This is a genomic window from Leclercia sp. UBA2479, assembly GCF_002341985.1.
GTDB lineage: Bacteria > Pseudomonadota > Gammaproteobacteria > Enterobacterales > Enterobacteriaceae > Enterobacter > Enterobacter pneumoniae.
Map to the genome: position 1 here is coordinate 531,265 of NZ_DDPB01000006.1, position 13,887 is coordinate 545,151.

At 55.8% G+C, this 13,887-nt stretch carries 15 protein-coding genes; 5 read left to right on the forward strand and 10 right to left on the reverse strand.

The window, feature by feature from the left end; genetic code table 11:
- Window positions 1–15 precede the first annotated feature (15 nt).
- Entirely contained in the window at window positions 16–678 is a 663-nt protein-coding gene (gene can / locus B3B59_RS07400) for a carbonate dehydratase (RefSeq protein ID WP_040077126.1), read from the reverse strand.
- Window positions 679–785: 107 nt separating this feature from the next.
- Here can and B3B59_RS07405 point away from each other — a divergent pair, with 107 nt between their 5' ends.
- The 4 genes from B3B59_RS07405 to B3B59_RS07420 all read left to right on the forward strand — a co-directional run bounded on the left by B3B59_RS07405 (window position 786) and on the right by B3B59_RS07420 (window position 4,344).
- Window positions 786–1,712, forward strand: a complete 927-nt coding sequence (locus tag B3B59_RS07405) for an ABC transporter ATP-binding protein (RefSeq protein ID WP_040077125.1) — start codon at window positions 786–788, stop codon at window positions 1,710–1,712.
- Window positions 1,709–2,479 (forward strand): ABC transporter permease, encoded by a 771-nt coding sequence (locus B3B59_RS07410; RefSeq protein WP_040077124.1) that lies wholly within the window; start codon window positions 1,709–1,711, stop codon window positions 2,477–2,479. Before B3B59_RS07405 ends, B3B59_RS07410 begins: the two co-directional genes overlap by 4 nt.
- Before the next feature lie 113 nt (window positions 2,480–2,592).
- Window positions 2,593–3,033 carry a PTS sugar transporter subunit IIA gene (locus B3B59_RS07415; RefSeq protein WP_207293012.1) on the forward strand — a complete coding sequence of 147 codons (441 nt, stop codon included), beginning with the start codon at window positions 2,593–2,595 and terminating at the stop codon, window positions 3,031–3,033.
- 63 nt (window positions 3,034–3,096) lie between these two features.
- The gene (locus B3B59_RS07420) at window positions 3,097–4,344 is read left to right on the forward strand and encodes a polysaccharide deacetylase family protein (RefSeq protein ID WP_286808544.1); all 1,248 of its coding nucleotides are present in this window, start codon (window positions 3,097–3,099) and stop codon (window positions 4,342–4,344) included.
- A gap of 3 nt (window positions 4,345–4,347) precedes the next feature.
- Here B3B59_RS07420 and panD read toward each other — a convergent pair whose 3' ends face one another.
- From panD to thpR, 9 genes are all read right to left on the reverse strand, one after another.
- Window positions 4,348–4,728, reverse strand: a complete 381-nt coding sequence (gene panD / locus B3B59_RS07425) for an aspartate 1-decarboxylase (RefSeq protein ID WP_039030334.1) — start codon at window positions 4,726–4,728, stop codon at window positions 4,348–4,350.
- A gap of 86 nt (window positions 4,729–4,814) precedes the next feature.
- Complete coding sequence (gene panC / locus B3B59_RS07430) at window positions 4,815–5,669, reverse strand: pantoate--beta-alanine ligase (protein WP_040077120.1); 855 nt, start codon at window positions 5,667–5,669, stop codon at window positions 4,815–4,817.
- 11 nt (window positions 5,670–5,680) lie between these two features.
- Entirely contained in the window at window positions 5,681–6,472 is a 792-nt protein-coding gene (gene panB, locus B3B59_RS07435; protein ID WP_040077119.1) for a 3-methyl-2-oxobutanoate hydroxymethyltransferase, read from the reverse strand.
- Window positions 6,473–6,594: 122 nt separating this feature from the next.
- Window positions 6,595–7,074, reverse strand: coding sequence for a 2-amino-4-hydroxy-6-hydroxymethyldihydropteridine diphosphokinase (gene folK, locus B3B59_RS07440; protein WP_046884963.1), 480 nt, complete (start codon window positions 7,072–7,074; stop codon window positions 6,595–6,597).
- Window positions 7,071–8,468 (reverse strand): polynucleotide adenylyltransferase PcnB, encoded by a 1,398-nt coding sequence (gene pcnB, locus B3B59_RS07445; RefSeq protein ID WP_207293808.1) that lies wholly within the window; start codon window positions 8,466–8,468, stop codon window positions 7,071–7,073. Before pcnB ends, folK begins: the two co-directional genes overlap by 4 nt.
- A 54-nt stretch (window positions 8,469–8,522) precedes the next feature.
- A complete protein-coding gene (gluQRS, locus tag B3B59_RS07450) occupies window positions 8,523–9,413 on the reverse strand; it encodes a tRNA glutamyl-Q(34) synthetase GluQRS (RefSeq protein WP_286808546.1) in 891 nt (296 codons plus the stop codon).
- A gap of 71 nt (window positions 9,414–9,484) precedes the next feature.
- Complete coding sequence (gene dksA, locus B3B59_RS07455) at window positions 9,485–9,940, reverse strand: RNA polymerase-binding protein DksA (RefSeq protein WP_012016093.1); 456 nt, start codon at window positions 9,938–9,940, stop codon at window positions 9,485–9,487.
- Between the two features lie 175 nt (window positions 9,941–10,115).
- Window positions 10,116–10,820: a DNA/RNA nuclease SfsA gene (gene sfsA, locus B3B59_RS07460; protein ID WP_286808548.1), complete on the reverse strand. Its 705-nt coding sequence runs from the start codon at window positions 10,818–10,820 to the stop codon at window positions 10,116–10,118.
- Between the two features lie 12 nt (window positions 10,821–10,832).
- Window positions 10,833–11,363 (reverse strand): RNA 2',3'-cyclic phosphodiesterase, encoded by a 531-nt coding sequence (thpR, locus tag B3B59_RS07465; protein ID WP_040077114.1) that lies wholly within the window; start codon window positions 11,361–11,363, stop codon window positions 10,833–10,835.
- 73 nt (window positions 11,364–11,436) lie between these two features.
- On the opposite strand from thpR, the gene hrpB reads away from it, so the two are divergent.
- On the forward strand, window positions 11,437–13,866 hold the full coding sequence (hrpB, locus tag B3B59_RS07470) for an ATP-dependent helicase HrpB (RefSeq protein WP_286808550.1): 2,430 nt from the start codon (window positions 11,437–11,439) through the stop codon (window positions 13,864–13,866).
- The last annotated feature ends 21 nt before the right edge of the window (window positions 13,867–13,887 follow it).

Here is a 13,887-nt window from a genome sequence, read left to right on the forward strand (position 1 = left end):
TTGTTTTTCGAGCGCTTACTTGTGATTAACGTGCTTCTGTCTCAGGTTGGCAATCCCGGAACGATAGCGTTGCTCCAGCGTCTCGCGGTTGGTGGCGGTCACTTCCAGATTGCGCAGCAAGCCATCATGAATTCCGTACGCCAGGCCGTGAATGGTCACCTTTTGCCCGCGCTTCCACGCTGACTGCATGATTGTTGAGTGGCCCAGGTTGTACACCTGCTCCATGACGTTGAGTTCACACAGGGTATCGAGGCGGCGCTCCTGCGGCATTTCTCCCAGCAGTGAGCTATGTTTGAACCAGATATCGCGGATGTGCAGCAGCCAGTTGTCAATCAGCCCCAGTTCTGTGTTTTCAACCGCCGCCTGAACGCCGCCGCAGCCGTAGTGGCCACAAATAATGATATGTTCGACTTCCAGAACATCGACGGCATATTGCACGACAGAGAGACAGTTAAGGTCGGTATGGATGACCAGGTTGGCGACGTTACGGTGGACAAAAAGTTCGCCGGGTTCAAGGCCGGTGAGCCGCTCAGCAGGAACGCGGCTGTCAGAACACCCTATCCATAAAAAGCGCGGTTTCTGCGCCTGCGCCAGCGTTTCGAAAAAGCCGGGATCCTCTTCCACCAGCATTTTTGACCATAGTGCATTATTGCTGATGAGTGTATCTATGTCTTTCATGGCGGTTAACGGCCTGTAACCAAGTGAGTGCGTTGCGCTAATATAGGGCAACGTGATTTTTTTTAAAACCACACTCGATGTGAAAGAACTTAAGGTAAGTCTAATCCATGACGATTGCACTGGAGCTTGAACAGCTTAAGAAAACCTATCCCGGCGGCGTTCAGGCGCTCCGTGGTATAGATCTGAAGGTGGAGGCCGGTGATTTTTACGCGCTTCTGGGGCCTAACGGGGCAGGAAAATCCACCACTATCGGCATTATCAGCTCACTGGTTAATAAAACCTCTGGCCGGGTCAGCGTCTTCGGCTACGACCTGGAAAAAGATGTCGTCAATGCCAAGCGTCAACTGGGGTTGGTGCCGCAGGAGTTCAACTTCAACCCGTTCGAGACCGTACAGCAGATCGTCGTAAACCAGGCGGGCTATTACGGGGTTGAGCGCAAAGATGCCGTTGAGCGTAGCGAAAAATACCTGAAACAGCTCGACCTGTGGGAAAAGCGCAATGAGCGTGCGCGGATGCTCTCCGGCGGTATGAAGCGCCGTCTGATGATTGCCCGTGCGCTGATGCACGAGCCAAAGCTGCTGATACTTGATGAACCGACCGCGGGTGTCGATATCGAGCTGCGTCGTTCCATGTGGGGGTTCCTGAAAGATCTGAACGACAAAGGCACCACCATTATTCTGACAACTCACTACCTCGAAGAGGCGGAGATGCTGTGCCGTAATATCGGCATCATTCAGCATGGCGAGCTGGTGGAAAACACCTCCATGAAAAATCTGCTCTCAAAGCTGAAGTCAGAGACCTTTATTCTCGATCTGGCGGCGAAAAGCGCGCTGCCGAAGCTGGAAGGCTATCAATACCGGCTGGTGGATACGTCCACGCTTGAAGTGGAAGTTCTGCGTGAGCAGGGAATTAATAGCGTATTTAGTCAACTGAGTGCTCAGGGAATTCAGGTGTTGAGTATGCGTAACAAAGCCAACCGACTGGAAGAGCTGTTCGTCTCGCTGGTCCATCAGAAACAAGGAGAAAGCGCATGATGCAGCTTTACTGGGTGGCGCTGAAGAGTATCTGGGCCAAAGAGATCAATCGCTTTATGCGTATCTGGATCCAGACGCTGGTGCCGCCGGTGATCACCATGACCCTCTATTTCATCATCTTCGGCAATCTGATTGGGTCGCGAATTGGTGAGATGCACGGCTTTACTTACATGCAGTTCATCGTGCCAGGTTTGATTATGATGGCGGTGATCACCAACGCCTACGCCAACGTGGCATCGTCGTTCTTCAGCGCCAAGTTCCAGCGCAACATTGAAGAGTTGCTGGTGGCACCGGTACCGACGCATGTGATCATCGCCGGTTACGTAGGGGGCGGGGTAGCGCGTGGCTTGTGCGTAGGGGTACTGGTAACGGCAATTTCACTGTTCTTTGTGCCGTTCCAGGTACACTCCTGGCTGTTTGTCGGGCTGACGCTGCTGTTAACGGCAGTACTCTTCTCGTTGGCAGGCCTGCTCAATGCTGTCTTTGCGAAAACCTTTGATGATATCAGCCTGATCCCCACGTTCGTGCTGACGCCGCTGACCTACCTCGGCGGGGTGTTCTACTCGCTGACGCTGCTGCCGCCGTTCTGGCAGGCGCTGTCACACCTGAACCCCATCGTCTACATGATTAGCGGTTTCCGTTTCGGTTTCCTTGGCATCTCTGATGTGCCGTTGGTGACGACAGTGGGCGTGCTGGCGATCTTTATCGTGGCGTTTTATCTGCTCTGCTACACCCTGATTCAACGGGGACGCGGCCTGCGTACCTAACCTTCCTGCCCGGCGGCGCCCGCCGCCGGGTCATGAGATACGGTTTTTTGACGGTCATCACCCCTGCAAATCCCGGCTCCCGCTACACTACGCCTCTGCAAAAGGAGAATTGTATGCTGGGTTGGGTAATCACATGCCATGACGAACAAGGGCAGGCGCTATTGGATCAACTGACGGCCAGCTTTGGACCGCTGGTACAGTGCCAGGTGGTCAACTTCTGGCGTGGTCTGAGCACTAACATGCTGAGCCGCATGATGTGCGATGCGCTACACCATACCGACAGCGGAGAGGGTGTCATCTTCCTGACCGATATCACCGGCGCCGCGCCGTATCGCGCAGCGGCACTGCTCAGCCATAAACACCGCAACTGTGAAGTGATCACCGGGATCAGCTATCCGCTTCTGGAGGCGATGTATCCACTGCGTGAATCCCTGGACAGTGCGACCTTTCGCGATCGCATCGTGGCCCAGGGTGCGCCGCTTGTTAGCAGCCTCTGGCATCAGCAGCAAAAAAATCCCCCCTTTGTCCTGCTAAACGACCCGTACAAACATTAATCATTGGTATCAGCGTCGCTTTTGTTACAATGACGCCAGTTTTTAGCTCCCGATTAAGCTCTTATGTTCTCGCGAATTGTTCTTCTGTTATTGCTGCTGCTCTCAGGCGGCGCGACCGCCAGCCTGTTAAGCCAGCAAGGGCTTCCCACCCGCTATATGCAAACCACCGAAGATGCGGCGATTTGGGCGCAGGTCGGCAACGGGGTGATTAACGTCGGCAATATTCGCGCCGGACAGATTCTGGCCGTCGTGCCTACCGCGGCCGATTACTTTGAATTCCGCTTTGGCTTCGGCACCGGTTTTATTGATAAAGGCCATCTGGAAGAGGTGCAGGGGAAGCAGCGCGTAGAAGACAGCCTCGGCGATCTGAATAAACCCCTCAGTAATCAGAATCTGATCACCTGGAAAGACACCCCGGTTTATAATGCGCCAAATGCCGGCAGCGCCCCCTTTGGCACTCTGGCAAATAACCTGCGTTATCCCATTCAGAGCAAGCTGAAAGATCGTTTAAACCAGACCTGGTTCCAGATTCGTATCGGTAATCGCCTCGCGTGGGTCAGTAGCCTGGATGCGCAGGAAGATAACGGCCTGCCGGTACTCACTTATCACCACATTTTGCGTGATGAAGAGAACACCCGTTTTCGCCATACCTCCACCACGACCAGCGTACGTGCGTTTAATAACCAGATGGCGTGGCTGCGCGATCAGGGCTACACCACGCTGAACCTCTATCAGCTGGAAGGGTATGTCCGTAACAAGATTAACCTGCCCGCGAAGGCGGTAGTGATTACGTTTGACGACGGTTTAAAATCGGTGAGTCGCTATGCTTACCCCATTCTGAAAGCGTACGGGTTCAACGCCACCGCGTTTATTATCTCGTCGCGTATTAAACGCCATCCGCAGAAGTGGGATCCCAAAGCGTTACAGTTTATGAGCCTCTCCGAGCTACGTGAAATTCATTCAGTGTTTGATTTCCAGTCACATACACATTTTCTGCATCGGGTAGATGGCTATCATCATCCGATTCTGCTGAGCCGCAGTTACCATAATATTGTGATGGACTTTAAACACTCACGGCGGGCACTGGCGCAGTTCAACCCGCACGTGTTGTACCTCTCGTATCCGTTTGGTGGTTATAACGATAAAGCGGTGAAAGCAGCGAACGACGCCGGTTTTCATCTGGCAGTGACAACGGTGAAAGGAAAGGTGAAGCCGGGGGATAATCCGTTTTTACTCAAACGGTTATATATTCTCAGGACGGACTCCCTGGAGACGATGTCGCGGCTGATCAGTAATCAGCCGCAGGGGTAATACTCAGGCAACCTGGACCGGGATAGCTTTTGCGGTACGTTTCATTTCGTTATCGCCTTCGAAGTAGGCGACTTTCGGCTGCCAGCGGCGCGCTTCTTCATCGGACATCATGACAAAGCTGGCGATAATGACAATATCACCGACGTTAGCGCAGTGCGCAGCGGCACCGTTAACGGAGATGATTTTAGACCCCCGTTCAGCCGCAATGGCATAGGTGGAGAAACGGTTGCCGTTGCTCACGTTCCAGATATCAATGGCTTCGTTTTCAAGAATACCCGCCGCGTCGAGAAAATCCTGATCGATCGCGCAGGAGCCTTCATAGTGCAGGTCGGCCTGGGTGACTTTGACACGGTGCAGCTTACCTTGCAGCATTTTGCGAATCATTACGTTTACCTTTACTCTCTGTCGTAACCCGCCGATCAATAAGCGGGAGGGGTAACTAATCCGTTAGCTCTCTATCGGCTCAGCCATTACTGAGCCAGTTCAACTACTGTGTTATCAATCAGCCGCGCCTGACCCAGCCAGGCGGCAACCAGAATGACTGCGCGTTTGCTGGTTGTCGAAAGCGCCAACAGCGTATCGGCATCCCGAATCTGGATATCATCCGCGCGAAAGCCCTTGTCATTCAATGCCTGCTCAGCGATGGCAATAATCTCTTCGCTGCTCAATGCTTTTTGCTGCAGCTGCTCGACCATGTCGCTCATAACTTTATACAGACCCGGTGCCAGTTTGCGCTGGTCTGCGGTGAGGTAACCATTGCGTGAACTCAGGGCCAAGCCATCTTTCGCGCGCACAATTGGCACGCCGACAATCTCGATGTCGTAACCCAGATCGTCAACCATCTTGCGAATCAGTGCCAGCTGCTGGAAATCTTTCTCACCAAAGCAGGCGATATCCGGCTGCACCAGATTAAAAAGCTTACTGACGACGGTAGAGACCCCGCGGAAGTGGCCAGGGCGGCTGGCACCTTCGAGCATTGTGGAGATGCCAGGGACGTCGACGTAGGTGGTCTCCTCGGTCCCTTTCGGCCAGACTTCGTTCGGTGCCGGAGCGAAGACCAAATCAACGTGACGCTTATTCAGCTTCTCGCAATCCTCCTGCAACGTACGCGGATACCGCGCCAGGTCGTCGACGCGGTCGAACTGCATCGGGTTCACGAAGATACTCACCACCACCACATCGGCGCGGGCTTTGGCTTCGTCTACCAGCTTCATATGCCCGTCGTGCAGGTTGCCCATTGTCGGCACCAGCGCGATACGTTTACCTTCCTGACGCAGACGACGGATGTGCTGACGGAGCAGCGGCAGGGTTTCAATGATTAGCACAACGAGACTCCTTAATGGAAACTGTGTTCTTCAGCCGGGTAAACACCGGATTCAACCTCGGTAATATACTGCCTGACTGCGGCGCGCATGTCGCCCGCTTCACTGAGGAAATTCTTTGCAAATTTTGGAATGTGGCCGCCGGTAATACCGAAGGCGTCGTGCATCACCAGGATCTGGCCGTCGGTCACATTGCCCGCGCCAATCCCGATAACGGGGATAGAGAGCGCATCGGTAATACGTTTCGCCAGTTCAACCGGCACGCATTCAAGTACCAGCAGCTGTGCGCCCGCGGCTTCGATGGCCTTCGCGTCGTCGAACAACGTCTGGGCTGCGTCGCCGCGCCCCTGCACTTTATAGCCGCCAAAGATATTGACCGACTGCGGCGTAAGCCCCAGATGACCACAGACAGGTACGGCACGGTCGGTGAGCATTTTGATGGTATCGATAAGCCAGGCACCACCTTCAATTTTGACCATATTCGCCCCGGCACGCATCACGGTTGCTGCGTTTTCAAAGGCCTGCTCCGGCGTCGCATAAGCCATAAACGGCAGATCGGAGAGCAGCAGGCAAGCCGGAGCACCGCGGCGCACGGCGCGTGTGTGATAAGCAATATCTTCAACCGTCACCGGCAGAGTTGAATCATGTCCCTGGACCGTCATCCCTAACGAATCGCCCACCAGCATGACGTTGATGCCCTCTTCGGCGAAGAGTTTGGCGAAGCTGTAGTCATAGGCGGTGATGGTCGCGAAGCGCTGCTTTTCCTGTTTGCATTTCTGCAATGCGGAGATGGTGGTTGGTTTCATACTGTTTCCTGATAGCCCAAAGCAAATCTTTGCGCATTCTAACAGTAAGATTCGGGGGAACAATGATTTTAGCTAAGCGATTAACCATAAATTATTCATGGTTAATCGACAAAGAAAGACGGCTACCAGCGTGCGGGTTTTTCGGCGTTCAGCCGTTGCAGCAGGGCGGTAAGGGACTCACCGTCCGGAAAGGTTAACTGCGGGGCGATTTCAGCCAGCGGCCAGAGCATAAACCCGCGATTTTTCATATCGTAATGCGGCACGGTCAGACGTTCGGTGGCGATCACCGCATCCCCAAACAGCATGATATCAAGATCCAGGGTGCGGGGTCCCCAGCGCTCGGCTTTACGCACGCGGCCTTGCTGTAACTCAATGCGCTGGGTGTGGTCGAGCAACGCGTCGGGGCTGAGCGCGGTCTCCAGCGCAACAGCGGCATTGAGGTAATCGGGCTGATCCTGCGGGCCAAGCGGAGGTGTACGGTAGAAAGCGGAAAGGGCGACAATACGACTTTGCGGGATGTCGCCCAGCGCCTGAACGGCAGCATTAACCTGCTCCAGCGGAGAGGCCAGATTGCTGCCGATGGCGATATACGCCAGGGTCATGCTGCCCCTTCGCGACGCGGAGCACGCTTACGCGGACGGCGATGACGGCGGCGGGGTTCCGGATCGTCACCCAGGTCGGTCAACATATCTTTCTGCTCCGGCGGCGCAGAGACCTGGAACTCACCCCACCACTGCGCCAGACGCTGCAGCTCGTGGTTATTCTCAGCCTCGGCACGCAGGGCCAGCAGATCGTAAGCCGCGCGGAATTTTGGATGTTCCATCAGCTTCCAGGCGCGTTTACCCTGGCGGCGTGACATACGCAGCTGGAGCTGCCAGATATCACGGATAAGGGTGGTAATGCGTTTTGGAATGGCCAGCGAACGGCAGGCTTCGTCCAGCACGTCGTTCGTTGCCAGCGCAAAGGCGTCGTAATAGGCGAGACCGCTCTCCTGCGCAATTTTCTGCGCCGTTTCCAGCAGCGGATACCAGAACATCGCCGCAAAGAGGAAGGCCGGGTTAACGCGCATATCGCTGTGAATGCGGGTGTCGGTATTCTTCAGCACCTGATTGATGATGCGCTCCATGGCGCTATCACCCTGCTCGGTGAAGTTGCGGGTAATGATCGGGAATAGCGGCTGGAACAGGCTGTATTCACGCAGCAGCTTATAGGTTTCGAAGCCGTAGCCTGCCTGCAGCAGTTTCAATGCCTCTTCAAACAGACGTGCCGGCGGCACATCGTTGATAAGCGTTGCCAGACGTGGGATCGGCTCGGCGGTTTCCGGGCTGATACGCATTCCGAGCTTAGCGGCGAAACGTACTGCGCGCAGCATGCGCACCGGATCTTCTCGATAGCGGGTTTCAGGATTGCCGATCAGGCGAATCATTCCCTCTTTCAGATCCTGCATACCGCCGACGTAATCGCGAACGGTAAAGTCCGCCACGCTGTAGTAAAGGCTGTTGATGGTAAAGTCGCGGCGCTGGGCATCTTCTTCGATATTGCCGAAGATATTGTCACGCAGCAGCATACCGTTCTGGCCGCGCTGGGAGGTCGTGCGGTCAGTTGGCGTGCCTTCGTGGTGCCCACGGAAAGTGGCGACTTCAATGATTTCTGGCCCAAACATAACGTGGGCGAGACGGAAGCGACGACCTACCAGCCGGCAGTTACGGAATAATTTACGCACCTGCTCCGGCGTGGCACTGGTGGTCACGTCGAAATCTTTTGGTTTTTTGCCAAGCAGCAGATCGCGCACGCCACCCCCTACGAGATAAGCTTCGTAACCCGCTTTATTCAGGCGATAAAGTACCTTGAGGGCATTTTCACTGATATCTTTGCGGGAAATAGCATGCTGCTCGCGCGGAATAACCGACATAGAGTGTTGAGCAATGACGTCGTCCGCCATGCTCTCATCGCGGCTTAGCACCTTACGGCAAAAATTAGCGACTCGGGTAAAAATAGTGCACCTCGGTAGTGTGTGTGTCAGGCTTCAGGACAAAAAAATAGCGGCTAATCATAGCTCAGCGAGACGCGTTTGAGAATGCTGGATTTTCGGCACGCTATTTAGCGTCCAGCCTTCAATGGCTTTTTGCAGCAATTCTTCGGTTCGCAAATCCTGCCACTCATGTGTTACATCCTGGTTTAGAAATTGTAAAGCATTGATAAGCACAGGGCGAGGATCGCCTTTCGGCAATGCCGGGGCATGGTTCTGCTTTGATAACTTTAACCCTTCGCGATTCAATGCTAACGGCAGATGGACATAATCAGGGATCGCCCAGCCGAACTGCTGATAGAGCGAAATCTGGCGCACGGTGGGTTCAATCAGATCGGCACCGCGCACAATTTCCGTCACGCCCTGGAAATGATCATCGACCACCACCGCCAGGTTATAAGCAAACAACCCGTCACGACGATGGACGATAAAATCTTCGCACGCCAACCGCGCGTCTGCGTGGATTTCGCCAAGCAGACCATCATGAAACTGGGTCACAGGGTGGTGCTGCATTAATCGAACGGCAGCGTTTTCGGGGCCATTATTCAGGGTACGACAATGGCCATCATACACGCCGCCCACGCTCTGAATACGGGCGCGGGTGCAGGTGCAATAGTATGAAAAACCTTGCTCGCGTAGCCAGGCCAGGCGTTCACGGTAGGCTTCATGGCGCTGAGATTGCCAAAGGATGTCGCCATCCCAGTGCAGGCCGTAATGTTCCAGCTGACGCAGAATGGTCTCTGCCGCACCGGGAACTTCACGCGGGGGGTCGATATCTTCAATCCGCACACGCCAGATACCGCGGCGGGCTCGCGCTTGCAGATAGCTGCCGAGGGCAGCAATAAGGGAACCGAAATGCAGCTCACCCGAAGGCGAGGGGGCAAAGCGGCCAATATAGTCAGATTCAGGCATGGTACCGGGAGACTAAAAGTAACAAGGCGGGAGAGACTCCCGCCTGTGTGAACGTGCTGACAGAGCGGGGATTAACCCGCCATCTGTTTTTCGCGGATCTCTGCCAGTGTTTTGCAGTCGATGCACAGGTCGGCTGTAGGACGCGCTTCCAGACGACGAATGCCGATTTCGACACCACAGGATTCGCAAAAGCCGAAATCTTCGTCTTCGACTTTTTTCAGCGTTTTCTCGATCTTTTTAATCAGTTTGCGTTCGCGGTCACGGTTACGCAGTTCGAGGCTGAACTCTTCTTCCTGAGCGGCACGGTCTACCGGATCCGGGAAGTTTGCAGCTTCGTCCTGCATATGTGTAACGGTGCGATCCACTTCATCCCTAAGTTGATTACGCCATGCTTCAAGGATTCGCTTGAAGTGCGACAGCTGGGCTTCGTTCATATACTCTTCGCCCGGCTTCTCTTGATACGGCTCCACCCCAGCGATGGCGAGAATACTCAGGGACGATGTTTTACGGTTTTGCCCTTCTTGCATGTTGCTTCTCCTTAACACGCACTATCGATCCCCGGTTGGGGGAAAAATCAGGCCGCTATAAATAGCAGATGCTTTTCCGGATGGCAATTATCTAAACGTAACACTTGACAAGCCTGTGAGGAAAAGCGTATTTGCGCACACGACCAGAATACTTAATAGTCAATCGACTAGCCCCTTAAAACGTAACGGGAAGAGCCGATCTCAGAGTCATATTATCGGCAGAAAGTTCCGCTTTATAAGCGAAAACCTCCACCCCCTGCTTTTGTGCCTCATTCAACAGTTGCGCGTATTTGGGGTCAATATGGCGGGCAGGTGAAAATCGTTCAATTGCTGAGTGTAAAACCGCAAACAGCAACACGGCGCGTTTGCCCGCCGCCGCTACACTTATCAACTCCCGGAGATGCTTTTGACCGCGCAGGGTCACCGCGTCCGGAAAATAGCCGTTATCTTGGTCAGCTAACGTCACTGATTTCACTTCAATATAGCACTCGGGGCGATCCTCTGCCTGTAACATAAAGTCAATTCTGCTGCCCTCTGCGCCATACTTCACTTCACTTTTGATACTGCTGTAGCCACGCAGTTCGGCAACCATATCAAGGGCGATCGCCTCTTTTACCAGCTGGTTTGCCCGTAGCGTATTGACGCATATAAACGCCCCCTGCGTGGTTTGGGTAATTTCCCAGGTATGCGGATATTTGCGTTTGGCATTAAGCGAGGTGGAGTACCAGACGGTATCGCCCGGCGTGGCGCAACCGGTCATCGCGCCGGTATTCGGGCAGTGCAGGGTGAGGGTCTCCCCCTCAGGCGTGACCACATCGGCAAGAAAGCGTTTGTAGCGCTGAACCAGGGTAGCGGGTTGTAAGGCCGGGATAAACTGCATGTAAATTCCTTATTACTCGTTCAGCGTCCAGCGCTGAAGCGGCGTATAGCGGGTGCGCCCGCGGGCGAACACGCTCTCATAAAGTACGAAATCTGTGACCGGAAAGTGCCAGGAAAACCCCGGAGGCGGAATGGCTACCGCGTGGCTGGCATCGCGCAGCAGAGTGATATGCGGATGAAATGGCTGGGGGCTTTGATAACAGCCGCTGCGTGCAGCCTGCGCCCGCAGCATACTGGCGAGTTGCAATAAACCGCGCGGCGGCTGGCGAGTGCCCAGCCAGACGACGCGGGAACGCAGCCACTGTCCGGCATCGTCAAGCTGCAGGGTAAACCCCGGCTGGCGAATACGACCCGCCATGGCTGCCAGCGCCTGCCGCTTTTCATCGCTCACCTCGCCGAGGAAAGCCAGCGTCAAGTGCAGATTCGCTGCCTGCACCGGACGTCCTGCCTCAGGTACGAAGTTCTCGGCGCGCCAGCGCACAATCTTACGCTGCAGCGGGGCGGGCAGTTCAATGGCGAAAAAAAGCCTTTTCGTCTCAGACATTCGGGGTGCTCGGTTATGGTTTGAGGCGATGCTACAATGTACGCCCGCTAATGTTAACCCTCTGGAGCCAAACGTGTCCTCGTTGCCGGTCGCCGCAGTCCTTCCTGAACTTCTCACCGCCTTACAACACGCGCCGCAGATATTGCTCAATGCCCCTACTGGCGCAGGTAAGTCGACGTGGCTACCGCTGCAAATCCTCAACCAGGGCCTCATTCCGGGCAAAATCATACTGCTGGAGCCAAGACGGCTCGCTGCCCGAAACGTGGCGCAACGTCTGGCCGAACTTTTGGGCGAGAAGCCGGGCGAGACGGTAGGTTATCGAATGCGCGCCGAAAGTTGCGTCAGTGACGCCACCCGGCTGGAGGTGGTGACCGAAGGGATCCTCACCCGGATGCTGCAGCAGGATCCTGAGCTGACGGGCATCGGTCTGGTGATCCTTGACGAGTATCACGAACGCAGCCTGCAGGCCGATCTGGCGCTGGCACTGCTGCTTGATGTGCAGCAGGGGCTGCGCGACGATCTGAAATTGTTGATCATGTCGGCGACGCTGGATAACGATCGTCTGCAACGGCTATTACCGGATGCGCCAGTTATCACTTCTGAAGGACGCACCTTTCCGGTGGAACGCCGCTATCAGGCGCTTTCCGCGCAACTGCGCTTCGACGAGGCCGTCGCCGTTGCCACCGCGGAGCTGCTGCGTCAGGAGAGCGGATCCGTGTTGCTATTTTTGCCCGGCACCCGAGAGATTCAGCGCGTGCAGGAACATCTCGCCTCCCGGGTGGGAAGCGATGTGCTGCTTTGTCCACTCTACGGCGCCTTAACGCTCGCCGAGCAGCGTAAAGCGATCCTGCCGCCTGCGCAGGGGATGCGTAAAGTGGTGCTGGCCACCAATATTGCCGAAACCAGTCTGACCATTGAAGGGATCCGTCTGGTGGTCGACACCGCCCAGGAGCGCGTAGCTCAGTTCGATCCGCGCACCGGGCTAACGAAGCTTATCACCCAGCGTGTCAGTCAGGCGTCGATGACCCAGCGCGCAGGCCGCGCCGGTCGTCTGGAGCCGGGCATCTGTCTGCATCTGATCCCATTTGAGCAGGCAGAACGCGCGGCGGCGCAAGCCACGCCGGAGATCCTGCAAAGCGATCTGAGTGGCCTGCTGCTGGAGCTATTGCAGTGGGGGTGTCAGGATCCGACCCAGCTCTGCTGGCTGGATCACCCCCCAGCCGTCAACCTGCTTGCCGCACGGCGCTTGCTTACCCTGCTTGGGGCGCTGGCAGGCGAGCGGCTCACCGCCTTTGGCCAGAAAATGGCGGCGCTGGGCAATGACCCGCGGCTGGCTGCAATGCTGGCTGGGGCAAAGGGCGACGATGAAATCGCCACGGCGGCGAAACTGGCGGCTATTCTTGAGGAGCCACCACGCGGAGGGAATAGCGATCTGGCGCTGGCATTTTCGCGCCATCAGCCAGGCTGGCAGCAGCGCGCTAAAACGCTGATGAAGCGTTTGAACAGTAACGGCGGATCGCCCGATGCTGCCAGGATCCCGGCGCTGCTGGCCAGGGCCTTTCCGGATCGCCTGGCGCGTCGTCGCGGGCTGGAAGGCCGTTACCAGCTGGCGAACGGCATGGGGGCGATGCTGGATCGTGATGACGGGTTAACGCGGCATGAGTGGCTCATTGCGCCACTCTTATTACAGGGCAGCCAGTCGCCAGACGCCCGCATCCTGCAGGCCGTTGCCGTAGATATCGAGGCGCTGGTCAGCCGCTGCCCGCAGCTGGTTGAGCAGTCCGATACCATTGAGTGGGACGAGACACAGGGCACGCTAAAAGCGCTGCGTCGGGCGCAAATCGGCCGCCTGACCCTGAGCGTGAAGCCGCTGGCTAAACCTTCTGAAGAGGAGTTGCACCAGGCGATGCTGAACGGCATCCGCGATAAGGGGCTGGAGGTATTGACCTGGAGTCCGCAGGCCGAACAATTTCGTCTTCGTCTGCTGTGTGCGGCTCGCTGGTTGCCGGAATATGACTGGCCTGCCGTAGATGATGCCTCGCTGCTGGCCAACCTCGAAAACTGGTTACTGCCGCAAATGGGTGGCGTACACTCTTTGCGCGCCCTGAAAGCGTTGGATGTTAAGGCAGCGTTACAGAATCTGACCGACTGGTCATTACGTCAACGGCTGGATACTGAGCTGCCAGAGCATTACACTGTGCCAACCGGAAGCCGGATAGCCATTCGTTATCATGAAGATAATCCACCCGTGCTGGCCGTGCGGATGCAGGAGATGTTCGGTGAAGCCACTACCCCGGCTATTGCGCAGGGGCGTGTCCCGCTGGTACTGGAGCTGCTTTCACCGGCGCAGCGTCCGCTGCAGATCACCCGCGATCTGAGCGCATTCTGGGCAGGAAGCTACCGTGAGGTGCAAAAAGAGATGAAGGGGCGTTACCCTAAACATGTCTGGCCGGACGATCCGGCGAACGCGGCACCGACACGACGGACGAAGAAATATTCGTAGTCATTATATTTGAGAGATTTC

Excerpts from the sequence above, each read along its gene's own strand:
- can (WP_040077126.1), bottom strand. The coding sequence starts at position 678 with ATGAAAGACATAGATACACTCATCAGCAATAATGCACTATGGTCAAAA.
- B3B59_RS07405 (WP_040077125.1), top strand. The coding sequence starts at position 786 with ATGACGATTGCACTGGAGCTTGAACAGCTTAAGAAAACCTATCCCGGC.
- B3B59_RS07410 (WP_040077124.1), top strand. The coding sequence starts at position 1,709 with ATGATGCAGCTTTACTGGGTGGCGCTGAAGAGTATCTGGGCCAAAGAG.
- B3B59_RS07415 (WP_207293012.1), top strand. The coding sequence starts at position 2,593 with ATGCTGGGTTGGGTAATCACATGCCATGACGAACAAGGGCAGGCGCTA.
- B3B59_RS07420 (WP_286808544.1), top strand. The coding sequence starts at position 3,097 with ATGTTCTCGCGAATTGTTCTTCTGTTATTGCTGCTGCTCTCAGGCGGC.
- panD (WP_039030334.1), bottom strand. The coding sequence starts at position 4,728 with ATGATTCGCAAAATGCTGCAAGGTAAGCTGCACCGTGTCAAAGTCACC.
- panB (WP_040077119.1), bottom strand. The coding sequence starts at position 6,472 with ATGAAACCAACCACCATCTCCGCATTGCAGAAATGCAAACAGGAAAAG.
- folK (WP_046884963.1), bottom strand. The coding sequence starts at position 7,074 with ATGACCCTGGCGTATATCGCCATCGGCAGCAATCTGGCCTCTCCGCTG.
- gluQRS (WP_286808546.1), bottom strand. The coding sequence starts at position 9,413 with ATGCCTGAATCTGACTATATTGGCCGCTTTGCCCCCTCGCCTTCGGGT.
- dksA (WP_012016093.1), bottom strand. The coding sequence starts at position 9,940 with ATGCAAGAAGGGCAAAACCGTAAAACATCGTCCCTGAGTATTCTCGCC.
- sfsA (WP_286808548.1), bottom strand. The coding sequence starts at position 10,820 with ATGCAGTTTATCCCGGCCTTACAACCCGCTACCCTGGTTCAGCGCTAC.
- thpR (WP_040077114.1), bottom strand. The coding sequence starts at position 11,363 with ATGTCTGAGACGAAAAGGCTTTTTTTCGCCATTGAACTGCCCGCCCCG.